The sequence below is a fragment of the Nocardioides sp. GCM10030259 genome, from assembly GCF_042666375.1.
Lineage (GTDB): Bacteria > Actinomycetota > Actinomycetes > Propionibacteriales > Nocardioidaceae > Nocardioides.
This window is the reverse complement of sequence record NZ_JBHTDF010000002.1, coordinates 220,986-242,647: the sequence shown is the minus strand read 5'-3', so window position 1 is coordinate 242,647 and position 21,662 is coordinate 220,986. Positions and strand designations below refer to the sequence as shown.

At 72.0% G+C, this 21,662-nt stretch carries 22 protein-coding genes; 8 read left to right on the top strand and 14 right to left on the bottom strand.

The genetic code is table 11. The features are described 5' to 3' along the window. Positions 1-16 precede the first annotated feature (16 nt). Together guaB and ACFQQI_RS01475 are read right to left on the bottom strand one after the other, a co-directional pair. Complete coding sequence (gene guaB / locus ACFQQI_RS01480) at positions 17-1,519, bottom strand: IMP dehydrogenase (RefSeq protein WP_378556837.1); 1,503 nt, start codon at positions 1,517-1,519, stop codon at positions 17-19. A 50-nt stretch (positions 1,520-1,569) separates the two neighbouring features. Then, complete coding sequence (locus ACFQQI_RS01475) at positions 1,570-2,454, bottom strand: GNAT family N-acetyltransferase (protein WP_378556834.1); 885 nt, start codon at positions 2,452-2,454, stop codon at positions 1,570-1,572. 69 nt (positions 2,455-2,523) lie between these two features. Between ACFQQI_RS01475 and ACFQQI_RS01470 the strand changes: the two genes are divergently transcribed. The 3 genes from ACFQQI_RS01470 to ACFQQI_RS01460 are packed head-to-tail and all read left to right on the top strand — an operon-like array spanning position 2,524 to position 5,910. Beyond that, entirely contained in the window at positions 2,524-3,996 is a 1,473-nt protein-coding gene (locus ACFQQI_RS01470) for a hypothetical protein (protein ID WP_378556831.1), read from the top strand. Positions 3,997-4,048: 52 nt separating this feature from the next. Further along, positions 4,049-4,591: a SigE family RNA polymerase sigma factor gene (locus tag ACFQQI_RS01465; RefSeq protein ID WP_378556828.1), complete on the top strand. Its 543-nt coding sequence runs from the start codon at positions 4,049-4,051 to the stop codon at positions 4,589-4,591. Further along, positions 4,588-5,910, top strand: coding sequence for a hypothetical protein (locus tag ACFQQI_RS01460; RefSeq protein ID WP_378556825.1), 1,323 nt, complete (start codon positions 4,588-4,590; stop codon positions 5,908-5,910). Before ACFQQI_RS01465 ends, ACFQQI_RS01460 begins: the two co-directional genes overlap by 4 nt. Before the next feature lie 82 nt (positions 5,911-5,992). Here ACFQQI_RS01460 and groL read toward each other — a convergent pair whose 3' ends face one another. Beyond that, positions 5,993-7,621 (bottom strand): chaperonin GroEL, encoded by a 1,629-nt coding sequence (gene groL / locus ACFQQI_RS01455; RefSeq protein ID WP_378556822.1) that lies wholly within the window; start codon positions 7,619-7,621, stop codon positions 5,993-5,995. 80 nt (positions 7,622-7,701) lie between these two features. After that, positions 7,702-7,995, bottom strand: coding sequence for a co-chaperone GroES (gene groES / locus ACFQQI_RS01450; RefSeq protein ID WP_378557486.1), 294 nt, complete (start codon positions 7,993-7,995; stop codon positions 7,702-7,704). A 193-nt stretch (positions 7,996-8,188) separates the two neighbouring features. Here groES and ACFQQI_RS01445 point away from each other — a divergent pair, with 193 nt between their 5' ends. Then, on the top strand, positions 8,189-9,349 hold the full coding sequence (locus tag ACFQQI_RS01445; protein WP_378556819.1) for a methyltransferase domain-containing protein: 1,161 nt from the start codon (positions 8,189-8,191) through the stop codon (positions 9,347-9,349). A gap of 61 nt (positions 9,350-9,410) precedes the next feature. Here the strand turns inward: ACFQQI_RS01445 and ACFQQI_RS01440 are convergent, their stop codons facing one another. The 3 genes from ACFQQI_RS01440 to ACFQQI_RS01430 form a co-directional block, all read right to left on the bottom strand. Beyond that, positions 9,411-10,046: a hypothetical protein gene (locus tag ACFQQI_RS01440; protein ID WP_378556816.1), complete on the bottom strand. Its 636-nt coding sequence runs from the start codon at positions 10,044-10,046 to the stop codon at positions 9,411-9,413. Positions 10,047-10,183: 137 nt separating this feature from the next. Then, positions 10,184-10,792 carry an MBL fold metallo-hydrolase gene (locus ACFQQI_RS01435; protein ID WP_378556813.1) on the bottom strand — a complete coding sequence of 203 codons (609 nt, stop codon included), beginning with the start codon at positions 10,790-10,792 and terminating at the stop codon, positions 10,184-10,186. Further along, a complete protein-coding gene (locus tag ACFQQI_RS01430; protein WP_378556810.1) occupies positions 10,792-11,904 on the bottom strand; it encodes an S-(hydroxymethyl)mycothiol dehydrogenase in 1,113 nt (370 codons plus the stop codon). The genes ACFQQI_RS01435 and ACFQQI_RS01430 overlap by 1 nt, the downstream gene beginning before the upstream one ends. A gap of 94 nt (positions 11,905-11,998) precedes the next feature. On the opposite strand from ACFQQI_RS01430, the gene ACFQQI_RS01425 reads away from it, so the two are divergent. The 3 genes from ACFQQI_RS01425 (at position 11,999) to ACFQQI_RS01415 (ending at position 15,863) form a co-directional block, all read left to right on the top strand. Then, positions 11,999-12,505, top strand: a complete 507-nt coding sequence (locus ACFQQI_RS01425; protein ID WP_378556807.1) for a SigE family RNA polymerase sigma factor — start codon at positions 11,999-12,001, stop codon at positions 12,503-12,505. After that, on the top strand, positions 12,502-13,629 hold the full coding sequence (locus ACFQQI_RS01420; protein ID WP_378556804.1) for a hypothetical protein: 1,128 nt from the start codon (positions 12,502-12,504) through the stop codon (positions 13,627-13,629). Before ACFQQI_RS01425 ends, ACFQQI_RS01420 begins: the two co-directional genes overlap by 4 nt. Positions 13,630-13,760: 131 nt before the next feature. Then, positions 13,761-15,863: an MMPL family transporter gene (locus ACFQQI_RS01415; protein ID WP_378556801.1), complete on the top strand. Its 2,103-nt coding sequence runs from the start codon at positions 13,761-13,763 to the stop codon at positions 15,861-15,863. A gap of 99 nt (positions 15,864-15,962) precedes the next feature. Here ACFQQI_RS01415 and tsaD read toward each other — a convergent pair whose 3' ends face one another. Both tsaD and ACFQQI_RS01405 read right to left on the bottom strand, forming a co-directional pair. Continuing rightward, entirely contained in the window at positions 15,963-17,009 is a 1,047-nt protein-coding gene (gene tsaD / locus ACFQQI_RS01410; RefSeq protein ID WP_378556799.1) for a tRNA (adenosine(37)-N6)-threonylcarbamoyltransferase complex transferase subunit TsaD, read from the bottom strand. A gap of 4 nt (positions 17,010-17,013) precedes the next feature. Further along, positions 17,014-17,802 (bottom strand): AraC family transcriptional regulator, encoded by a 789-nt coding sequence (locus ACFQQI_RS01405; RefSeq protein ID WP_378556796.1) that lies wholly within the window; start codon positions 17,800-17,802, stop codon positions 17,014-17,016. Positions 17,803-17,851: 49 nt separating this feature from the next. Here ACFQQI_RS01405 and ACFQQI_RS01400 point away from each other — a divergent pair, with 49 nt between their 5' ends. Beyond that, the gene (locus tag ACFQQI_RS01400; protein WP_378556794.1) at positions 17,852-18,262 is read left to right on the top strand and encodes a DUF2000 family protein; all 411 of its coding nucleotides are present in this window, start codon (positions 17,852-17,854) and stop codon (positions 18,260-18,262) included. Here ACFQQI_RS01400 and ACFQQI_RS01395 read toward each other — a convergent pair. From ACFQQI_RS01395 to ACFQQI_RS01375, 5 genes are all read right to left on the bottom strand, one after another. Continuing rightward, positions 18,259-18,732: a GNAT family N-acetyltransferase gene (locus ACFQQI_RS01395; protein WP_378556792.1), complete on the bottom strand. Its 474-nt coding sequence runs from the start codon at positions 18,730-18,732 to the stop codon at positions 18,259-18,261. The genes ACFQQI_RS01400 and ACFQQI_RS01395 overlap by 4 nt on opposite strands. Further along, positions 18,729-19,373 carry a tRNA (adenosine(37)-N6)-threonylcarbamoyltransferase complex dimerization subunit type 1 TsaB gene (tsaB, locus tag ACFQQI_RS01390; protein ID WP_378556790.1) on the bottom strand — a complete coding sequence of 215 codons (645 nt, stop codon included), beginning with the start codon at positions 19,371-19,373 and terminating at the stop codon, positions 18,729-18,731. The genes ACFQQI_RS01395 and tsaB overlap by 4 nt, the downstream gene beginning before the upstream one ends. A gap of 239 nt (positions 19,374-19,612) precedes the next feature. Next, complete coding sequence (locus ACFQQI_RS01385) at positions 19,613-20,155, bottom strand: DUF664 domain-containing protein (RefSeq protein ID WP_378556787.1); 543 nt, start codon at positions 20,153-20,155, stop codon at positions 19,613-19,615. Between the two features lie 27 nt (positions 20,156-20,182). Continuing rightward, positions 20,183-20,545 carry an STAS domain-containing protein gene (locus ACFQQI_RS01380; protein ID WP_378556784.1) on the bottom strand — a complete coding sequence of 121 codons (363 nt, stop codon included), beginning with the start codon at positions 20,543-20,545 and terminating at the stop codon, positions 20,183-20,185. A gap of 35 nt (positions 20,546-20,580) precedes the next feature. After that, entirely contained in the window at positions 20,581-21,660 is a 1,080-nt protein-coding gene (locus ACFQQI_RS01375; protein WP_378556781.1) for a DNA polymerase domain-containing protein, read from the bottom strand. Positions 21,661-21,662: the final 2 nt, after the last annotated feature.

Below are 21,662 nucleotides of genomic sequence, written 5' to 3'. Positions count from 1 at the left end.
GTCCAGCCTATCGGCGCTACCGACCGGAGTAGTTGGGTGCCTCGACGGTCATCTGCACGCCGTGCGGGTGGCTCTCCTGGAGCGAGGCCTGGGTGATCCGGACGAACCTGCCCTTGTCCTGGAGCTCCGGGATGGTCCGCGCGCCGACGTAGAACATCGACTGGTTGAGGCCGCCGATGAGCTGGTGGGCGACGGCGGCGAGCGGGCCGCGGTAGGCGACCTGGCCCTCGATGCCCTCGGGGACGATCTTGTCGTCGCTGCTGACCTCGGCCTGGAAGTAGCGGTCCTTGGAGTAGGACTTCTTGCCGCGGCTCGACATCGCGCCGAGCGAGCCCATGCCGCGGTAGGACTTGAACTGCTTGCCGTTGACGAAGACGAGCTCGCCGGGCGACTCCTCGCAGCCCGCGAGCAGCGACCCGACCATCACGGTGTCGGCGCCGGCGACGACGGCCTTCGCGATCTCGCCGGAGTGCTTGAGGCCGCCGTCGGCGATCACCGGGATGCCGGCCGGCCTGCAGGCGAGCGACGCCTCGTGGACCGCGGTCACCTGCGGCACGCCGACACCGGTCACGACGCGGGTGGTGCAGATCGAGCCCGGTCCGACGCCTACCTTGACCGCGTCGGCACCCGCGTCGACGAAAGCCTGCGCGCCCTCCTGGGTCGCGACGTTGCCGCCGATGACCTGCACGTGCCGGGTGGCCGGGTCGGACTTCAGCCGCTGGACCATGTCGAGCAGCATCCGCACGTTTCCGTGTGCCGTGTCGGCGACGAGAACGTCGACGCCGGCCTCGATGAGGGTGGTGGCGCGCTGCCAGGCGTCGCCGAAGTAGCCGATGGCCGCGCCGACCATGAGCCGGCCGGAGCCGTCGTACGTCGCGTTCGGGAACTGCTCGCCCTTGACGAAGTCCTTGACGGTGATCAGGCCGGCGAGGCGACCCTGCTCGTCGACCAGCGGGAGCCGCTCGCGCTTGTGCTTGCGCAGCAGCGTCGTCGCCTCGTCCCGGTCGATGTCGGCCGGACCGGTGATGAGCGGCATGGGCGTCATCACCTCGTCGACCTTGGTGGTCGACCACTCAGCGACCGGTGTGAACCGGAGGTCGCGGTTGGTGATGATGCCGAGGAGTCGGTTGTCGGTGTCGACGACGGGGAAGCCGGAGACGCGGTACTCCCCCGCGAGCCGGTCGAGCTCCTCGAGCGTCGCGTCGGGGCCGATCGTGACCGGGTTGGGGATGATGCCGGTCTGGGTCCTCTTCACGAGGTCGACCTGGTAGGCCTGGTCCTCGATCGAGAGGTTGCGGTGCAGTACGCCGAGGCCGCCCTGGCGCGCCATCGCGATGGCCATCCGGGACTCGGTGACGGTGTCCATCGCCGCGCTGATCAGCGGCACCTTGAGCGAGATCTCGCGGGTGAGTCGCGAGGTCGTGTCGATGTCCGCGGGTGCCAGGTCCGAGTGACCGGGCAGCAGGAGGACGTCGTCGTAGGTCAGGCCGAGCGGGGCGAACTTCTCCGGTACCTCCATTGCCCCAGCCTACCGACGGCGACACGCCTCCCGGGAATCGTGGCCGGCCCTCAGACCCGCAGCCGCTTGAGGTCCCGTACCGCGATCCGCACGGTCAGTGTGTCGGCCGCCATCCGGATCCGGCCGCGCAGCCCGGCGGCCAGCACCATCGGCAGGATCGCCTGGTTGTCCGACCGGGTGGTCAGCACGATCTCCTCGGCGCCGAGAGCGTGGGCGAGCCGGGCGACGTCGCCCAGCAGACGGGAGCCGATCCCCCGCCGCTGCCAGGCGGGGTCGACCCTGAGGGTGACGGGCCGCACGCCGGGCTCTCCCGTGGCCGGGCGCACGACCGCCAGCCCGACCGGCACGCCGTCGATCAGGGCCGACACGGAGTCGTCGCCCACGACGTACTCCGGGGTCGCGCCGCCGCCCATGAGCCGACCGGGCCGGGACACCATGGCGCTCTCGCGCGCACGCTCGATGACGTCCGTGACCAGGTCGGCCAGCGCCGTGCCGCGCGCGTGCTCGGTGGCGGTGAACGGCGCGGCGCGGCGCACCTGCACCTGCACGTCCCCGACGGTCATCTCCATGACGTCGCCGGCCGTGGCGGGATCGGGCTCGGCGTCGAAGAGCCGGCCGACCACGTCGGGGAAGGACGCCGGCTGCGCGAGGATCGCGCGGGCCGCCTGCACGTAGCGGGTCGGCTGGTCGGCCAGCGCGGCCTCGGTGCATCGCTGCGCGCTCACCAGCACGCCGCCGGAGCGGCCGAGCAGGCTGGCGAGGTCGGCCTCGGACCAGTCGTCCGGCGAGCTGAGCACCAGCTCGTCGGTGACGGCCTCGACTCCGGGGAAGATCTGCAGTCCCAGGATGTTGACGCCGGCCTCCCCACAGGTCGCCGCAAGCACGGCCAGGGCGCCCGGTCGATCGGGCAACGTCGTACGGATCCTCCACAACATGGCGCCAGCGTGGCCGGGCGAGGTTGCGCCGCGACGTCCGGGTTGTTTCGGGCGCTTTACAGTTCACGCGTGACGTTCCTGCGCCGGTATCCCGTCGCCGTCGCGGTGGTCGTCACGATCCTCGCGCGGCTGCCCGCGCTCACCCGACCGGTGCGGGCCGACGAGGCCGGGTTCCTGCTCGTCGCCGGGGCGTGGGACCCGCGGCCGGACAGTGTCTTCGGCACCTACTGGGTGGACCGGCCGCCCTCGCTGGTCGCGGTCTTCGACGCCGTCGACGCGCTGGGCGGCGTGACGACGCTGCGCGTGCTCGGCGCCCTGGTCGCCGGGCTCGCGGTGCTGCTCGCCGCCGCCGTCGCAGGCACCGTCAGTGGTCCACGGGCGACCGTGTGGACCGCGGTGCTGACCGCCGCGCTGCTGTCGAACCCGATGATCGACGTCGTCGCGGTGAAGGGCGAGCTGCTCGCGCTCCCCTGCGTGCTCGGCAGCATGCTGCTCACGCTGCTGGCCGTACGCCGCGAGTCGTGGCCGGTCGCGTTCGCGGCCGGCGTCACCGCGGCGCTGGCCGTCGGGCTGAAGCAGAACCTCGCGACCGGGCTGCTCTTCGCCGGCGTGCTGCTGCTCGTCGCGTGGCGCACCGGCCGGCTGCCCGGCCGGTCGGCGGCCGCGCTCGCCGTGGCCGGCGCGGCCGGCGCGGCCGCACCGGTGCTGACCACCGTCGCATGGGCCGAGGCCGCCGGGGTCCGGCTCGGCGTGCTCTGGGACACCGTCTACGGGTTCCGCGCCGCCGCGGCGCAAGTGATCGCGGACGGGTCCACGGACGCCACCGAGCGCCGGGCCTGGATCCTGCTGGTGATCGCGCTCGCCACCGGCCTGTTCGCCGTGCTGGCCGGCGTCGTCGCCCACCTGGGCGAGCTCTGGCGCTACGACCCGCCGGTGACCGCGGCGACGCTCGCCGTGATGGCCGTAGACCTGGTCTCGCTCGGTGCCGGCGGCAGCTTCTGGCAGGACTACCTGATCCCGCTCGTGCCCGGCGCCGCGCTGTGCACTGCCCTGCTCGCCGGCCGCGACGGACGCCCGGGCCGGACCATGCGCGGCGTGGTGGTCTTCGCGACGGCGTCGGCCTGCGCGGGCATGGTGTTCTGGCTGGCCTGGAACGCGACCGGGCAGCAGGAGTTCGACGAGGTGCGCACGGGCGAGGCGATCGCGGCGTCCGCCGAGCCGGGCGACACCCTCGTCGTCTTCGGCGGCCGGCCCGACCTGCAGCGGACGAGCGGCCTCTCCTCGTCGTACCCCTACCTGTGGAGCCTCCCGATGCGCACGAACGATCCCGGGTACGCCGACCTCACCACCCTGCTGGCCGGCCCCGACGCACCCACCTGGCTGGTGCGGTGGGTCCACCTCGACGCGTGGTCCGACGAGGGGGTCGACGACCTCGAGGCCGCGATCGAGCAGGAGTACGTCGTGGCGGGCGCGACCTGCAACGACCAGCCGGTCTACCTGCGGCGTGGCGTCGAACGGACCCCGGTGGAGCCGAACTGCTGAGAAACTCGGACGGTGGATGCAACGGGTCCGGCGCCGACCACGTTGGAAGGGCATGACGCGCGACGCGGGCGTTGACGCCGCCTTCACCGAGTTCGCGACCGCCAGCCGGTCGCGACTGCGGAGCACGGCGTACCTGCTCTGCGGCGACTGGGACCGCGCCTCCGACCACGTCCAGGAGGCGCTGATCCGGGTCTACGTGGCGTGGCCGCGACTGCAGCGGCAGGGGCGCGAGCTCGCCTACGCCCGCAAGGCCGTGGTGAGCGTGGTCCTCGACGCCGGTCGCAAGCGCTCCAACCGGGAGCGTCCGCTGGCCTCGACGCCCGACGTGTCCTCGCCGGAGGACGTGGCCGCCGGGGTCTCCGACCGCGCCGCGCTGATGACCGCCCTCGCCCGGCTGCCCGAGAGGCAGCGCGCCTGCGTGGTGCTGCGGTACTTCGAGGACCTCGACGTCCGCGAGACCGCAGCCGCCCTCGGGTGCAGCGAGGGCACCGTCAAGAGCCAGACCTCGCGCGCTCTCGCCTCGTTGCGGGGGATGTTCGAGGCCGCCCACCGCGACGAGCTCGTCGTGGCCGGAAAGGAGAACCTGCCGTGGTGAACGACCTCCAGGAGCTGCTGCGCCGCAATGTCGAGAGCGCGCCGCCCGACCACCTCGACCTCGCCGGCGTCATGGACGCCGGGCGCCGTCGGGTACGCCGCCGCCGCGGCGCCGTCGGCTCCGCGGCCCTGGCCGCGGCGGGCGTCGTCGCCGTCGCCGCGCTCGGCTGGCCCGGCACCGACGGGAGCGGCGTCAGCACTACCGACGCGCCGCCGAAGCCGGACGCACCGACGATCTCGCTCGCCGACGCGACGCGTGCGGTGGAGGGACGCGACTACGAGGTGCTCGCGTTGTACACCAACAAGAACCTCATGCGCGACAACGGGCAGTACCTCGACGGCGTCACCGACGACGGGATGATCCTCCTGCGCGACGGACCGCGCGCCGACCAGGCCGAGGCCCGCTACGCACTGATGGATCCCGCGACCGGCGCCAAGGACTGGCTGCCGGACCTCCACGCCGGGGCGAGCCAGACCTGGCCCATCGAGCTCGGCAGCGAGGAGCTGACCCTGCTCGGCGACGACGGCGACGGGTTCCCGCTCGCCTACTTCTTCGACCGGGACGGCGGCCGGTGGAGCGGCATGAAGTGGCCGGAGCTCCCCGCGGTCGACGTCTGGCGATCGGTGCTCGGGCCCGACGACCGGCTGTACGTCTTCCAGCCGGCCACCCAGGGCCGGGTCCCCGAGGGCGGCTGGCCGACCGGCCCCGACGGCGAGGCCGACGACGCGGACGCCGAGGGCGACACCTACCACCTGTGGTCGGCCTCGCTCGACGACATGCACGACGTCCGCGACGAGGGGATGACCGTCGGCAGCCTCGCCTTCACCGACTCGTCGATGATCTGGACCGACTCGACGAACGGCGACGCCGGCCTGGTGCACGTGCGCGACCTGGCGACCGGTGAGGAGCACTCCTTCGATCCGCACACCGGCGAGAGGTGCAACCTGCTGTCCTTCGGGGCGACGGACGACCGCATCGTGATGGGCCAGTACTGCGGCACCTACTCGGGCAACACCCGCGACGACCGGGTGCAGGTCCTCAGCACCGACGGCGAGCAGGTGGCCACTCTCCAGGACAACGGCGTCGACGGCTGGCTCCCGACCGGCAGCGACGTCGTGAACGTGACGGTGTTCCAGGGTGGCGGCGATGGCGGCACCTACGTGTACGACCTCGCGACCGACCGGCTGCTGCAGGTCAGCGACACGATCTCGTCGTACGCGCTCGGCGGCCGGCTCGGCAACCCCGGCCAGTTCCAGTGGCACACCCCGGTCGACGGCGCGAAGGGCGCCACCCAGCACATTGGCACGCTGCTTCCCTGAGACGACTGCCCTGAAATGACGCTGACCCGGCAGAGAGCTCTCTGCCGGGTCAGCGCACAGGTGGTGCCGGGTCAGTGGCCGATCAGTGGCCGTGCCCGTGGCCGTGACCGTGACCGGCGCCCGCGGACTCGTCCTCGTCCTCGGGCTTGTCGACGACCAGGGTCTCGGTCGTGAGCAGCATGCCCGCGATCGAGGTGGCGTTGACGAGCGCGGACCGGGTCACCTTGACCGGGTCGAGCACGCCCTGGGCGACCAGGTCGCCGTACTCGCCGGTGGCGGCGTTGTAGCCGTTGCCCTTGCCGAGCTCGCGCACCTTGGTGGTGACGACGTAGCCGTTCTCGCCGCCGTTCTCGGCGATCCAGCGCAGCGGCTCGTCGGCCGCCTTGCGGACCACGCGGACGCCGACCGCCTCGTCGCCTGACAGGCCGAGGTCACCCTCGAGCACCGACACAGCGTGGATGAGCGCGGAGCCACCGCCGGGCACGATGCCCTCCTCGATCGCGGCGCGGGTCGCGGAGACGGCGTCCTCGATGCGGTGCTTCTTCTCCTTCAGCTCCACCTCGGTGGCGGCGCCGACCTTGATCACGCACACGCCGCCGGCCAGCTTCGCGAGGCGCTCCTGGAGCTTCTCGCGGTCCCAGTCGGAGTCGGTGGACTCGATCTCGGCCTTGATCTGGTTGACGCGGCCCTCGACCTCGGCGTGGTCGCCGGCACCCTCGACGATCGTGGTGTTGTCCTTGGTCACCACGACGCGGCGGGCCTGGCCGAGCACCTCGAGGCCGACCTGGTCGAGCTTGAGGCCGACCTCGGGGGCGACGACCTGACCGCCGGTCAGGGTCGCGATGTCCTGCATCATCGCCTTGCGGCGGTCGCCGAAGGCCGGGCTCTTCACCGCGACGGCGTTGAACGTGCCGCGGATCTTGTTGACGACCAGCGTCGACAGCGCCTCGCCCTCGACGTCCTCGGCGAGGATGAAGAGCGGCTTGCCGGACTGGATGACCTTCTCCAGCAGCGGGAGCAGCTCGGCAACGGCCGAGATCTTGCCCTGGTGGAGCAGGATGTACGGGTCGTCGAGGACGGCCTCCATGCGCTCCGGGTCGGACACGAAGTACTGGCTGATGTAGCCCTTGTCGAACTGCATGCCCTCGGTGAAGTCGAGCTCGGTGCCCAGGGTGTTGGACTCCTCGACGGTGATGACACCGTCCTTGCCGACCTTGTCGAAGGCCTGCGACAGCAGGTCGCCGATGACGCTGTCGCGGCTCGAGATCGTCGCGACGGACGCCATGTCCTCGACGGAGTCGACCTCGCGGGCCGCCTCCTTGAGCGCGTCGCCGACGGCCTCGGCCGCGGCGTCCATGCCCCGCTTGAGGCCCATCGGGTTGGCGCCCGCGGCCACCGCGCGGAGGCCCTCGTGGACCATCGCCTGGGCGAGCACGGTCGCGGTCGTCGTACCGTCACCGGCGATGTCGTTGGTCTTGGTGGCGACCTCCTTGGTGAGCTGGGCACCAAGGTTCTCGAACGGGTCGTCCAGCTCGACCTCACGCGCGACGGTCACGCCGTCGTTGGTGATGGTCGGGGCGCCCCACTTCTTGTCGAGGACGACGTAGCGACCCTTGGGGCCCAGCGTCACCTTGACGGCGTTGGCGAGTGCGTCGACGCCGCGCTCCAGCTTGCGGCGGGCGCTCTCGTCGAACTCCAGGATCTTCGGCATGACTCTCCTCTAACGAAGACCGGGTCGTGTGCCTGAGCACGCGCCATGGCGCGGCGTCAGGCACACGACCCGTCGGTGATTCAGGAAACGATGGCGAGGACGTCGCGCGCGGAGAGGATGAGGTACTCCTCGCCCGCGTACTTGACCTCGGTGCCGCCGTACTTGCTGTAGATGACCTTGTCGCCGACGTTCACGTCGAGCGGGACGCGGTTGCCGTTGTCGTCGATCCGGCCCGGACCGATCGCCAGGACCTCGCCCTCCTGGGGCTTCTCCTTGGCGGTGTCCGGGATGACCAGGCCCGAGGCCGTGGTCTGCTCGGCGTCGAGCGGCTTGACGACGATGCGGTCCTCGAGAGGCTTGATGTTGACCGACACGATGTCGACCTCCACTTTCTGGCACTTCGATGATGTGGGTGATGCACGTCTGGTGCCTGGGAATCGGTACGCCGTCGCGGGGGTCGCACCGGGTCACAGGCGCTGGCACACTCACGGGGAGAGTGCCAGATCAGAAACTAGCACTCTGCCCGACTGAGTGCCAGCGATACCCCCGGCTGACAGGATCGGGGCCGTGGACCTCGACGCCTTCCGCTGGCTGCTCACCGACGACGGGCAGCTGCTGCTCGCCGAGGCGATCGCCGCGGGTGACGACTCGCTTGCGACCCAGACCCGGCTGCGGCGTACGGCGGAGCCGGCGCACGTCGCCGCGGCCCTGACCCAGGCCACGTTGAGGGTTCGGGCCCGCGAGAAGCTCGGCGACCTCGCCGACCGGATGTACTTCACGCCCGACGGCCTCGAGCAGGCGACCCGCCTACGGGTCGCCGAGCACCGGGCCGCCCGGGTGGTCGCGTCGTCGGCCACGACGCTGATCGACCTCGGCTGCGGCATCGGCGGCGACCTCGTGGCCGCCGCCCGCGCCGGACTGGTCTGCGCGGGCATCGACCTCGACCCGGTCCGCGTCGAGGTGGCCCGCGCCAACCTCGCGGCCCTCGACCTGCCCGGCGCGGTGCAGGTCGCCGACGCGACGACGATCGACACCACACCCTTCGACGTGGCCTTCGCCGACCCGGCCCGCCGTGGTGCCCGGGGCCGCACCTTCGACGTCGACGGCTGGACGCCGCCGTGGTCTTTCGTGGAGCGCCTGCTGACCCGCGACTCGTGCGTGAAGGTCGCGCCGGGCGTCCCGCACGAGCTGCTGCCGCCGGGCATCGAGGCCGAATGGGTGAGCGACCACGGCGAGGTCAAGGAGGCCGCGCTCTGGTCCGGGCGGCTCGCCACGACCGACCGCCGGGCGACGGTGATCGCCGGCGGCGGGCTGGCCTCGCTCACCTCGGAGGACGACCCGGGCGGCGCCCCCGTTCGGTCGTTCGGCGAGTTCCTCTACGAGCCCGACGGCGCGGTGATCCGGGCCGGACTCGTGACCGCCGTGGCCGCCGGCGTGCAGGGCGGCCTCATCGACGAGCACATCGCCTACGTCACCTCGGACGCGTCGTTCCGTACGCCGTTCGCGCGCGGCTACCGGGTGCTGGAGGAGCTCCCCTACCGGGAGAAGCAGCTGCGCGCCGCGCTGCGCGAGCGCGGGGTCGGCCGGCTGACCATCAAGAAGCGCGGCGTCGACGTCGTACCCGACCAGCTGCGCAAGCGCCTCGACCTCAGCGGCGACAGCGAGGCGACGATCGTGCTCACCCGGGCCGCCGGGCACGGGATCGCCCTGCTGGTCGCGCCGTTCTGACGCGAACGTGCCGAGTCGGCGCCGGTTTGCGTGAAACCGGCGCCGACTCGGCGTGGTGGGGTCAGGCGTGCTGGGGAACTGCCCGCGGGACCTCGGTGCCACCCTCCTGGCGAGCCTTCCTGGCGTGCCAGAGGCCGAGCCCGAAGAGGAGCAGCAGGGCGGCCGCCCCGGCGAAGGCCGCGATGGCGGCGATCCCGGCGATGGTGCCGACGGTCGCGAAGGCGTAGCCGTAGAGGAGCAGGCCGCGGAGGGTGTTGCCCATGAAGAGCGACTCACGCAGGTCCATCCACGCGGCTGCCTCGTCCTTCTGCGCCTGGGTGGCGTTCGGGTTCTCGGCGATCTCGGCCGCGAGGGCGCGAGCCTGGCCGCTGGCCTCCTCGTAGGTGACGGGCTCGCCCGCGAGCGCCTCACCCGAGGAGTTCATGTGCACCAGGATGTAGTGGTCCGCGAACGCCTTGGCCTCGGGCCCGGTGTCGAGCGGGCTGCCGGCGTAGGGCTCCAGGGCTTCGGCGTCGGCCTTCGGGAGGCTGGCGAGCGCCTCGCCCTCCGGCATCACGATGTCCTGCTGCGCGAACTGGGCCTCGACCTGGTCACCGATGAACACGTTCGCCCAGGTGAGCAGGCCACCGGCCATGAGAAGGACGGCGGCCAGGGCCAGTCCCGTCCACGAGATCAACTTGTCGAATGCCGAGCGCATCGTGCGCCTCCCTTGGTTGGCGGGACTCCTTTGTCCTCGCTTCACCAAGAACGTTAGAAATTGCTGAGCGCCGTCGGCAGGGCCCGAAGCACGGTGCTGGCGGGACCTAGGTCCCGCCAGCACCGATCGGCAGTGCGTCAGCCGAGGTCGGCCTTCTCGGCCCCGATCGTGGTGTCGTCGCCGTGGCCGGTGTGCACGACCGTGTCGTCGGGCAGCGCGAAGAGCTTCGCCCGGATCGACTCCTTGATGAGGTCCTCGTCGGAGAACGACCGTCCGGTCGCCCCGGGGCCGCCGTTGAAGAGCGTGTCGCCGGTGAAGACGCAGCCGAGGTCGGGCGCGTAGAGGCAGACCGCACCGGGGGCGTGGCCCGGCGTGTGCAGCACCTGCAACGTCGTACCGGCCACCTCTATCGTGAGTCCGTCGGAGAGGTCGAGGTCCCAGAGGTACTTCGTGTGGGTCAGCTCCCACAGCGGCTTGTCGTCGGGGTGCAGCATGATCGGCGCGACCACCTCCTCACGCAGCCCCGGCGCGACCCGCACGTGGTCGTCATGGGCGTGGGTGCACACGATCGCCTTGACCTTGCGGTCCCCGACGATCGCGAGGATGTCGGCGACGTCGTGCGGCGCGTCGATCACGACGCACTCGGCCTCGTCGCCGACCACCCAGATGTTGTTGTCCACGTCGAAGGTCTGGCCGTCGAGGCTGAAGGTGCCGGAGGAGACGCCGTGGTCCACTCGCGCCGTCATCAGATGATCACCACCGAGCGCAGCACGCTCTGCTGATCGGGGGCGTGGTGCATGCGTTCGAACGCCGCCTCGATGTCGCCGATGCCGATCTCCTCGGACACGAACGCGTCGAGGTCGAGCCGGCCCTGCCGGTAGAGGTCGACCAGCATCGGGAAGTCGCGGCTGGGCAGGCAGTCGCCGTACCAGCTGGACTTCAGTGCCCCGCCCCGGCCGAACACGTCGATGAGCGGCAGGTCGGGCACCTTCATGTCGGGCGTGGGTACGCCGACCAGCACGACGGTGCCGGCGAGGTCGCGGGCGTAGAACGCCTGCTTCCAGGTCTCCGGCCGGCCGACCGCCTCGATGACGACGTCGGCGCCGTCGGCACCCTCGTAGAACTCCGCGGAGATCCGCTTGATCTCCTCGACCGGGTCGACCTTCGAGGAGTCGACGGTGTGGGTCGCGCCCATCCGCTCGGCGGTCTCGAGCTTCTTGGCGTCGATGTCGACGGCGATGATCGGGCTCGCTCCCACGAGCGCGGAGCCGGCGATCGCGGCCACGCCCACGCCACCGCAGCCGATCACGGCGACCGACTTGCCGCGCGTGACGGCGCCGGTGTTGATCGCCGAGCCGATGCCGGCCATCACGCCGCAGCCGAGCAGGCCGACCGCGGCCGGCCGCGCCGCCGGGTCGACCTTCGTGCACTGGCCGGCGGCGACCAGCGTCTTCTCCGCGAACGCCCCGATGCCCAGCGCCGGCGACAGCTCGGTCCCGTCCTCGAGCGTCATCTTCTGCGTCGCGTTGTAGGTCGCGAAGCAGTACTGCAGGTCGCCGCGCTTGCAGGCCCGGCACTCGCCGCACACCGCACGCCAGTTGAGCACGACGAAGTCGCCCGGCGCCACGCCGGTCACGTCCGGCCCGACCGCCTCGACCACGCCTGCGGCCTCGTGGCCGAGCAGGAACGGGAAGTCGTCGTTGATGCCGCCCTCGCGGTAGTGCAGGTCGGTGTGGCAGACCCCGCAGGCCTGCACCTTCACCAGCGCCTCACCCGGCCCCGGATCCGGGACGTTGATCGTGACGACCTCGACCGGCTGACCTTTCCCACGGGCGACCACGCCCTTCACCTGATGCATGCGGCCAGCCAAGCGCATCACGCAAGAATTGCAACCATCGCCCACCGGACCGCGTCTTCGGAGTGTGCAGACGATCGGGGAGACTGGAGCGGCGATGACGGACCGCGACGCCGACTTCACGGCGTACCTCCAGGCGCGCCAGGCGCGACTGCTGCGCACGGCGTACCTGCTCACGGGCGACCAGCACCAGGCCGAGGACCTGCTCCAGACGGCGTTCGCGAAGCTCTACCTCGCCTGGGACCGGGTGCACGACCGGGAGTCGGTCGACGCCTACGTGCGCCGGATCATCGTGAACGAGAACAACTCGCTGTGGCGGCGAGCCTGGCGGCGGCGCGAGGTCCCGACCGGGGAGGTGCCCGACCGCACCGAGAGCCACGACGAGTACGACGAGGGACGGTCCGCCGCGGTCTGGCAGGTCGTCCAGACACTGCCGCGCAAGGCGCGCGCCGTCGTCGTGCTGCGCTACTACGAGCAGCTGACCGAGGCCGAGACCGCCGAAGTGCTGGGCATCTCCGTCGGCACCGTGAAGTCCCAGTGCAGCCGGGCGCTCGCCGCCCTGCGCGAACGGACGCCCGCCGAGCTCCGGGAGGAGGAGCGATGACCGAGGAGACCTTCGCGCGCGAGCTGGAGCGCCGCGCCGACCAGATCCAGGGAGCCCCGCTCGCGCTCGAGACCGTGCGCGGCCGCGCCCGCCGGATCCAGCGCCGCCGGCGTACGGCGGTGGCGGCCGGCGTCGCCGCCGCAGTGGCGGCCGTCGTGCTGGTGCCGGCGGTCCTGACGGGCGGCGGCAGCGACCGGGCACCCGAGCCCGCACCCGTGCCGCCCGCTGCGCCGGGCGCCTCGGTCCTGCACGACGGCGTCGTCACGCTGCCGAGCGGAGACACCGTGCCGCTCGACGTCGACGACGCCGACGTCTCGCAGCTGGCGGTCCTCACCGACGGGCGGATCGTGGTCGGGATGTCGCAGCCGCTCGGGGTGCGCGTCTACGCGCCCGACGGCACCCGCCAGGCGACATACGACGTGGACACCAACGCGATCACCAGCTCGGCGCAGGACGACGCGGTCGCTTGGGTCGCCGAGGACCTGACCGTGCGGGTGCTGGCGAGCGGCGTCGCCGAGCCGACGACCCTGGCCGGGATCCCGATGCCCGGCGAGGCCTCCGGGAGCATCGACGCAGTCCTCGATCCGGAGCACGTGCTGGTGGGCGACTGGAACACCACCACGGGTGAGCTGACCGTCGAGGGATACCGGGAGCTGACCACCAGCGAGCCACTGCGGGTGACCGACGTCAGTCCCGACGGCGACCTCTGGGCCGTGCAGTACGCCGACGACTCGGACCCGCAGTTCGGGTGTTCGGGTCTGTACGAACCCGAGGCCGCGCAGGAGATGGTCGCGCGCACCTGCGGGGCCGCGAGCCTGAGGTTCTCCCCCGACGGGCAGCACCTGCTGAGCCTCGTGGGCGACAACAACATGTTCGGCATCGGCACGACGTACGACCTCGACCTCGAGGAGGTCGGCGGCTTCGAGTCCGCGGGCAAGGGCGACGTGATCAGCAGAGCCGCGTGGGCGGACGCGACCCACCTGCTGGTCGCCCGGACCAACTGGGACACCTTGCAGTGGTCGCTGGACCGCGTCGGCGTCGACTGGGGCGACGCCGAGGTCGTCGTACCCGAGCAGGGTGGCGGGAACCCCGAGATCGTCCAGGAGTTCGTCTTCTCCGAGTAGCCAGGAGTTCGGCCGGAGATAGACGAAAGTCGGAGGCATCCGGACGCCCACCGTCGGTAGAGTCGGGCAACGTGTTCGCAGCCCTTGGTCGTCTCACGTCCCGTCGTCCCTGGTTCGTCATCGGCGCATGGGTGGCAATAGCCATCGCGGTCGCCGCCTTCGCACCCGCACTCACCACCACGCAGGAGGAGTCGGAGTTCCTGCCCGACCACTACGAGTCGGTGCAGGCGATGAAGATCCAGGAGGAGAAGTTCCCCGGCGCCACGACGCCCGCCGCCCTGATCGTCTTCGAGCGCGAGGACGGCGAGGCGCTGTCCGAGGAGGACCAGGCCGAGGTCGGCCGGATCTCGGAGGAGCTCGGCCCGCAGCTGGGGGCGGACACCTTCGTCCAGCAGGTGGTGACCGTCAGCCCCGACGGCCAGCCCAACGTCTCCGAGGACGGTCAGGTCCAGATCGGCATCGTCGGCCTCGCCGACGGCTCGACCGGGTACGACACCCAGGCGTTCGAGGACGCCGAGTCGATGCGCGACTCCATCGCGGACCTCACCGAGGGCACCGACCTGAAGGTGACGACCACCGGCTCCGTGCCGCAGGGTTTCGACTCCCAGGAGTCCAGCGAGCGCGCGCTCGCCATCGTCGGCATCGTCACCATCGTGCTGATCGTCGGCCTCCTGGCGATCATCTTCCGCAGCGTGATCATCTGCCTGATGCCGATCGTCGTCGTCACGATCGTGTCGATCGTCGCGACCGGACTGATCGGCTGGGCCAACGAGGCGTTCGACCTCAAGGCCGACTCCTCGATCCAGACGATCCTCGTCGTCGTGCTCTACGGCATCGGCACCGACTACATCCTGTTCTTCCTGTTCCGCTACCGCGAGCGACTGCGGCAGGGCGAGGACACCCGCGCGTCCGTCGTCCACGCTCTCGAGCGGGCCGGTGAGGCGATCGCCTCCGCCGGTGGCGCCGTGATCGTGGCCTTCCTCGCGCTGCTGCTCAGCTCGCTCGGCATCTTCAAGGCGATCGGCCCGGCGCTCGCCATCGCGGTCGCGGTCACGCTCGTCGCCGCGCTGACCCTGGTCCCGGCCGTGGTCACCCTCCTCGGACGCGCGCTCTTCTGGCCCTCGAAGAAGTGGAAGCGGGAGCCCCAGGCCGCCCGGTTCGCGAAGATCGGCGAGAACCTCGGCCGCCGCCCCGGCGCCTTCGCCGGCGCCTCCGGCCTGCTCCTCGCCGTGCTCGCGGTCTTCGCGTTCGGCTTCAACCCGTCGTTCGACTTCAACTCGAGCCTGCCCGACGACGTCGAGTCGACCGAGGCGCTGCACACGTTCCAGGACCACTTCGCCGCCGGCGCGAGCGAGCCGGTGCCGGTGATCCTGCAGGCCGAGGACGGCACCCTCGACGAGGGTGGCCTCGAAGCCTTCGGCGCAGCGCTCGGCGAGGCGAAGGGCGTGGCCCAGGTCTTCCCGGCCACCCCGTCGGAGGACGGTACGACCGCACAGTTCATGGTCGTGCTCGACAGCGACCCGGTCTCCGACCAGGCGCTCAACGACGTCAAGGGCCCGATCCGCGACGCCGCCCACGAGGCGGCGCCCGACGGCACCGAGGCGTTCGTCGGCGGTACGCCGGGCGTCTTCGCCGACCTCCAGAAGGCGATGGTCCGCGACTACAAGGTGGTCTTCCCGGTCGCCGCGCTGGTGATCATGCTGATCCTCGCGCTGCTGCTGCGCAGCCTGGTCGCGCCGCTCTACCTGATGGCCGCGGTGGGCCTGAGCTTCGCCGCGACCCTCGGCGCGACGGTGATCGCCTTCCAGGGCATCGGGGGCGACAGCGGCCTGATCTTCATGCTGCCGATCTACATCTACCTGTTCGTGACGGCGCTCGGCACCGACTACAACATCCTGATGATCGCGCGACTGCGCGAGGAGGCCCGCGAGGGCAAGGAGCCGCGTCCGGCGGCCGCCGAGGCGGTCAGGCACGCAGGTCCGACCATCGCGGCGGCCGGTGTGATCCTGGCCGGCACGTTCGCCTCGCTGATGCTCAGCGGCAACAGCCTGATGATGTCGATGGGCTTCGCCCTGTCGTTCGGCATCTTCATCGCGGCGTTCGTGATGTCGATGTTCTTCACCCCGGCCCTGACCGCCCTCATCGGCCACGCCGCCTGGTGGCCCGGCCACGAGGACCGGAAGGCACCCAAGGAGCTGTCCGAGGTCCCCGAGGAGCCGGTCCACACGCCGTGACGGCGGGCACGCCGTAACGACGGGATAGTCCGTCACGTTCTGGTCGTCGACACGGGGGTGCGACCGACCGCAACGTGACGGACTATCCCGATTTCGGGCTCAGACGAGGACCTCGGTCACCGGCTGCGAGGAGTCGGCGGGTAGGTCGAGACGGGACGGCGTACGACCGCGGGTGACCATCTCGGCGCCCAGGGCGGCGACCATCGCGCCGTTGTCGGTGCAGAGGCCGGGGCGCGGGACGCGGACCCGGATGCCGCGGGCGGCGGCGCGCTCCTCGGCCATCGAGCGCAGGCGTGAGTTCGCGGCGACGCCGCCACCGATGAGGATGTCGTCGATGCCCTCGGTGGCGGCCGCGTCGATCGCCTTGCGGGTGAGCACGTCGCAGACGGCCTCCTGGAACGACGCCGCGACGTCGTTGACCGGCACCGGCTCCCCCGACTTCTCGCGGGCCTCGACCCACCGCGCGACGGCGGTCTTGAGGCCCGAGAACGAGAAGTCGAAGCGGTGCCGCTCGAGGTCGCGCCGGGAGGTGAGGCCGCGGGGGAAGTCGACGTAGACGGTGCTCCCCTCGCGGGCCGCGCGGTCGATGTGCGGGCCGCCGGGGAACGGCAGGCCGAGCAGCCGCGCGACCTTGTCGAACGCCTCCCCCGCCGCGTCGTCGATCGTCGAGCCGAGCGGGTCGACGCCGATGGTCACGTCGGTGACCCGCAGCAGCGACGAGTGCCCACCGCTCACCAGCAGCGCCAGGCACGGCTCGGGCAGCGGACCGTGCTCGAGCTGGTCGACGGCGACGTGCGCGGCGAGGTGGTTCACGCCGTAGATCGGCTTGCCGAGCCCGACGGCGAGCGCCTTCGCGGCGGCGACGCCGACCATCAGCGCGCCGGCGAGCCCGGGTCCGCTGGTCACCGCGATCGCGTCGACGTCGTACAGGCGTACGCCGGCGGTCTCGCACGCCCGCTCGATCGTCGGCACCATCGCCTCGAGGTGGGCGCGGCTGGCGACCTCGGGCACCACGCCGCCGAACCGCGCGTGCTCGTCGACGCTGCTCGCGATGGCGTCCGCGAGCAGGGTGCGCCCGCGCACGATGCCGACGCCGGTCTCGTCGCAGGAGGTCTCGATCCCGAGGATCAGCGGCTCGTCCGTCACCCGTTCATTGTGCCGACCGGGCGTACGCCGCCGGGCCGACCCCCAGCATCCGGCGGAAGTGGCGCGTCAGGTGGGCCTGGTCGTGGAAGCCGACGGCGACGGCGACGTCGGCCGCCCGCTCCCCGGCGAGCAGCATCCGGCGGGCGCGGTCCAGGCGCCGGCCGGTCAGGTAGCGGTGCGGTGCGATCCCGAACTCGGCGCCGAACGACCGCACCAGGTGGGTCGGGCTCACGCCGAGCCCGACCGCCGCGTCGGAGAGCGTCACGCCCTCGACGACGCGCTCGTCGAGGAGGTCCCGCAGGCGATGGGCCAGCGGCCGGTCGCGGGGTACGACGTGGGTCGTGCCGGCCAGCCGCTGCCGCAGCCCGTCGGTGACGACCGCGAGCCGGACCTCGGCCTCGAACGCGTCGCCCGGATGGCCCAGCGCGTCGTGGAGCGCGCTGACCTCACGACGCAGCGCCGGCTCGACCCAGCCGGGATGGTCGACGGCGGCGCCGACCCGGTCGAGCCCGATCCGGTCGGCGTCGAGGTAGACGACCCGCTTGCGGAAGCCGTCGGTCTCGACCGACCGCCCGTCGTGCGGAACGTGCGGCGGCAGCAGCGTCACCCGGTCGCCGAGCGCGCCGTGCTCGTGGCGGTCGAGGTCGTAGCGGACCGTGCCGCTGTCGACGATCAGCAGCGTCCACGTGTCGTGGGTGTGCGGCGGGTAGGCATGGTCCGGGAAGTGGGCGTGCAGCACCTCAGCGACTCCGGCGACCTGCGGCCGCCAGGCCCGGATCGTGGGCGCCGACATGTCACGAACGTACAAGACCGCGGGGCGCCGGTCGCGCGATCGTCGCACCATGCCCTTCGACACCAAGATCGCCGTGCTGGTCCGCGAGGACCTCGCCCCCTGGCAGCGGCTCAACATGACGGCGTTCCTCGTCAGCGGCATCGCCTACGAGTGGCCGCAGCTCATCGGGAAGCCCTACGAGGACGCCGACGGCACGACGTACCTCGCGATGCTCGGACAGCCGGTGCTCGTCTTCGAGGCCGACGCGGAGACGCTCCGGCTGGCGCACGAGCGGGCGCTGCGCCGCGACCTCACCGTCGGCGTCTTCACCGCCGACCTCTTCCGCACCGGCAACGACGAGGACAACCGGGCGGCGGTGGCCGCCGTCGGCCGGGACGACCTCGACCTCGTCGGGCTGGCGATCCACGCGCCCCGCAACGCGGTCGACAAGATCGTCAAGGGCGCGCGGATGCACCCCTAGGCGCGGCCGCAGCCGACGCCGAGGCCCCGGCGCAGCACGACGGCGGTCGCACCGTCGCGGTAGTAGCGGCGCCGCCGGTCGACCTCGACGAAGCCGCGGGCGGCGTAGAACGCCAGCGCGCCGGCGTTGTCCTCGCGCACCTCGAGCAGCAGCCGGTCGGCGCCGCCCGCGCGCGCCGCGGCCAGCACGGCGTCGAGGAGCGCGGATGCGAGCCCGTGGCGGCGGTGCGCCGGGTCGACGGCGATCCGCTGGAGCTCGGCGATGTCGCCGGCGACGCTGGCCACCGCGTGGCCGACAGTGCTGGGCCCGTCTCCGGCGTCGACCTCGGCGACCAGGTAGGTGATCGTCGGGAGCGCACCCGTCACGCCCTCCGCGACCAGCGCCTCGGACCAGGCGTCGGCGCCGAGGTTGTCGCGTTCCAGCGCGGCGATGGCGGGTACGTCGTCCTCGCGCGCCGGCCGGACGGTCACGAGACCGGCTTGCGGGTGGGTGCCGCGTCGGCGTCCGGGCGGCGCAGGTAGAGCGGCTCGGGGTCGAGCAGCTCGGCCCGCTCCTCCGCGACGGTTCGCGCCAGCCATCCGGCGCTCGGGGCCTCCGGCCCGACCCGATGCGGGAAGTGGTCGGGGTAGAGCACCGCGCCCTGGCCGACCACCGGGCCGTCCCAGGCGAGCGTCGCGGGCTTGTCGACGAGCGGTCCGTCGAGGCGGGCACCGTCGGCGTCGTACCGCGCGAGGTAGACCTCCTTGCGCCGCGCGTCGGTCGCGACGGCGAACGGCGCCGTCACCGCGCCGGTGTCGACGGCCTCGACGGCGAGCACGTCGAGCGAGCACACGCCGTAGACTGGGATGTCGAGCACGAAGCCGAGCGTCCGCGCGGTCACCAGACCCACCCGCAGGCCGGTGAACGGGCCGGGGCCGACGCCGGCGGCGATCGCGGTGAGGTCCTGCCGGACGATGCCGGCGTCGGACATCGCCCGGTCGATGAGCGGGGCGAGCTGCTCGGCGTGCTTCATCGGGCGCTCGGCGAGGTGCTCCACGACGACGTCGCCCGACTCCCCGTCGTGGAGGGCGACGGAGACGAGCGGGGTCGCGGTGTCGAAGGCGAGCAGCACGGGGTCGAGGCTAACCGTTGCCGAACGGTGGACGTCCCGTGGATCCGGCGTGGCCGCTCTGTGCATCGGCGCGCCATAGCGTCGTACCCGACGATCGACCGGAACGTGACCGCGACACATGGGGGCGCGGTGGGCGTTGGGGGACGCCCGGTCCGTTCGGTCACCAGGAACCCGTCCCGCGCTCTCGTAGTCAGAGAAGGCGGGGCGGGTTCCTGCGCGTGTGCCCTCGAGTACGCCGCTCAGCGCCGGTCGCCGAGCTCGACCACGATGTCGAGGTGCCCGGCGTGCCGTGCGTACTCGGCCAGCACGTGGAAGCAGATCCACTCCAGCGACGGCGGGTCGTCGGCGAACCGGCCGCCCGGCGACGCGACCGCGTCGAGCGGGAAGTCGCGCAACACCCCGCGGGTGCGCTCCCCGATCCGGTCCAGTCGCTCGGCGAGCTCCTCGGCGGTCACGTCGTCGGCGACGATCCAGCGTCCGCCGGCGGACTCGTCCCACGGCTCGTCGACCGTCCAGTCGCCCCACGGCTCGTCGACCGGCTCGCCCAGGAAGCCCCACACGAACCAGCGCTGCTCCATGTGCAGCACGTGGCTCAGGAGCTCGATCGGGGTCCAGCCGGACGGCACCAGCGCCGTACGCCGCCGCTCCTCCGGCAGCGCCAGCACGGCGGCCGCGACGTCGGCGCGGACCCAGTCGAGGTACGCCGCCCAGCGGGGAGCGCCCGCGGGGCCGTGCTTGTCGGGCTCGCCGAGGTTGCGGGCGACCCGGCTGTCCTCTGTCATCGGGGGATGGTCATCAGGGGGTGGCCATCAGGCCGAGGCGGTGGCGGCCGCGACGGAGTCGTGGATGTCGAAGACCTTGTCGAGGCAGACCATCTCGAGCAGCCGCAGCGCGGGCCCGGGGGTGCACACCAGGGTGATCGTGGCGTCGCGCGAGGTCAGCCAGCGCCGGGCCGCCACGAGCGTGCCGATGCCGGTGGAGTCCATGAAGGTGATGCCGTCGAGGTCGACCACGACGTGCGGACCGCTGCACAGCACCGGGTCGAAGAGCACCTGCCGCAGGCGGGTGGCGGTGAAGACGTCGAGGTCGCCACTGACTTCGACGACCGTGTGGCCCGCGGAATGGGCGATCCCGACCTCGAACGTCGGCTCCGCGGTCTCGGTCTCGGTCACATCCGGACCTTACCCGTCCGCTCGCGGGCGCAACCTCACCCGATCCGGTTGCCCTGCTCGTCCCAGTGCTCGGCGACCTTCTTGCTCGGCTGCACCCGGGGCGGCTCGCCGGGCATCTTCGGGTAGTCCGGCGGGAAGTTCATCTCGCCGCCCGGCAGCTCCTCCCACAGGCGCAGCAGCGGCTCGAGGGAGTGAGCGGTGTCGTCGATCGTCGCCCACGGGTCGCCGTCGGCGACGCGGTCGGGCACGGTGAACAGGTTGAACTCGCGCGGGTCCGTCAGACCCGCGAGCTCCTCCCAGGTCACCGGCGTCGAGACCGGGGCGCCCGGCAGCGGCCGCAGGGAGTACGCCGACGCGATGGTCCGGTCGCGGTTGTTCTGGTTGAAGTCGACGAAGATGCGCTCGCCGCGCTCCTCCTTCCACCAGTCCATCGTCACGCCCTCGTCGCGTCGGGCCAGCTCGCGGCCGAACCCGATCGCGGCGTGCCGCACGTCGGTGAACTCCCACCGAGGCTCGATGCGCACGTAGATGTGCACGCCCCGGTTGCCCGAGGTCTTCGGGTAGCCGCGCAGGCCGAGCTCCTCGAGCAGCTCGCGGGCGACGCCGGCGACGCGGACGGCGTCGGTGAACGTCGTGCCCGGCTGCGGGTCGAGGTCGATCCGCAGCTCGTCGGGGTGGTCGGTGTCCGCGCGTCGCACCGGCCACGGGTGGAAGACCAGCGTGCCCATGTGGGCGCACCAGACCGGCACCGCGATCTCGGTCGGGCAGATCTCGTCGGCCGTGCGGCCGGAGGGAAAGGTGACCTGCACGGTCTCGACGTACTCGGGCGCACCCTTGGGCACGCGCTTCTGGTAGAACGCGTCGGCGTTCTTGTCCGCCGGCCCGGTCGCGAGCCGCATGCCGGGCCGTACGCCGGAGGTCCAGCGCTCCAGCGCGGTCGGCCGGTCGCGCAGGGCGCGCATCAGACCGTCGTCGACGCTCGCGAAGTACTGGGCGACCATCAGCTTGGTGACGTCGGGCGTCCGCTCGGTCGCCTCGTAGATCACCCGGTCCGGGCTGGACACGCGGACGGCACGGCCGCCCGCCTCGACCTCGACCGCCGGGGGCTTCGCCATGG

Coding starts and splice junctions, on each gene's coding strand:
- guaB (WP_378556837.1), bottom strand. CDS start 1,519: ATGGAGGTACCGGAGAAGTTCGCCCCGCTCGGCCTGACCTACGACGAC.
- ACFQQI_RS01405 (WP_378556796.1), bottom strand. CDS start 17,802: ATGTCGGCGCCCACGATCCGGGCCTGGCGGCCGCAGGTCGCCGGAGTC.
- ACFQQI_RS01420 (WP_378556804.1), top strand. CDS start 12,502: ATGACCGAGGAGACCTTCGCGCGCGAGCTGGAGCGCCGCGCCGACCAG.
- ACFQQI_RS01425 (WP_378556807.1), top strand. CDS start 11,999: ATGACGGACCGCGACGCCGACTTCACGGCGTACCTCCAGGCGCGCCAG.
- ACFQQI_RS01400 (WP_378556794.1), top strand. CDS start 17,852: ATGCCCTTCGACACCAAGATCGCCGTGCTGGTCCGCGAGGACCTCGCC.
- ACFQQI_RS01440 (WP_378556816.1), bottom strand. CDS start 10,046: ATGCGCTCGGCATTCGACAAGTTGATCTCGTGGACGGGACTGGCCCTG.
- ACFQQI_RS01435 (WP_378556813.1), bottom strand. CDS start 10,792: ATGACGGCGCGAGTGGACCACGGCGTCTCCTCCGGCACCTTCAGCCTC.
- ACFQQI_RS01430 (WP_378556810.1), bottom strand. CDS start 11,904: ATGCATCAGGTGAAGGGCGTGGTCGCCCGTGGGAAAGGTCAGCCGGTC.
- ACFQQI_RS01465 (WP_378556828.1), top strand. CDS start 4,049: ATGACGCGCGACGCGGGCGTTGACGCCGCCTTCACCGAGTTCGCGACC.
- ACFQQI_RS01475 (WP_378556834.1), bottom strand. CDS start 2,454: ATGTTGTGGAGGATCCGTACGACGTTGCCCGATCGACCGGGCGCCCTG.
- groL (WP_378556822.1), bottom strand. CDS start 7,621: ATGCCGAAGATCCTGGAGTTCGACGAGAGCGCCCGCCGCAAGCTGGAG.
- ACFQQI_RS01375 (WP_378556781.1), bottom strand. CDS start 21,660: ATGGCGAAGCCCCCGGCGGTCGAGGTCGAGGCGGGCGGCCGTGCCGTC.
- ACFQQI_RS01385 (WP_378556787.1), bottom strand. CDS start 20,155: ATGACAGAGGACAGCCGGGTCGCCCGCAACCTCGGCGAGCCCGACAAG.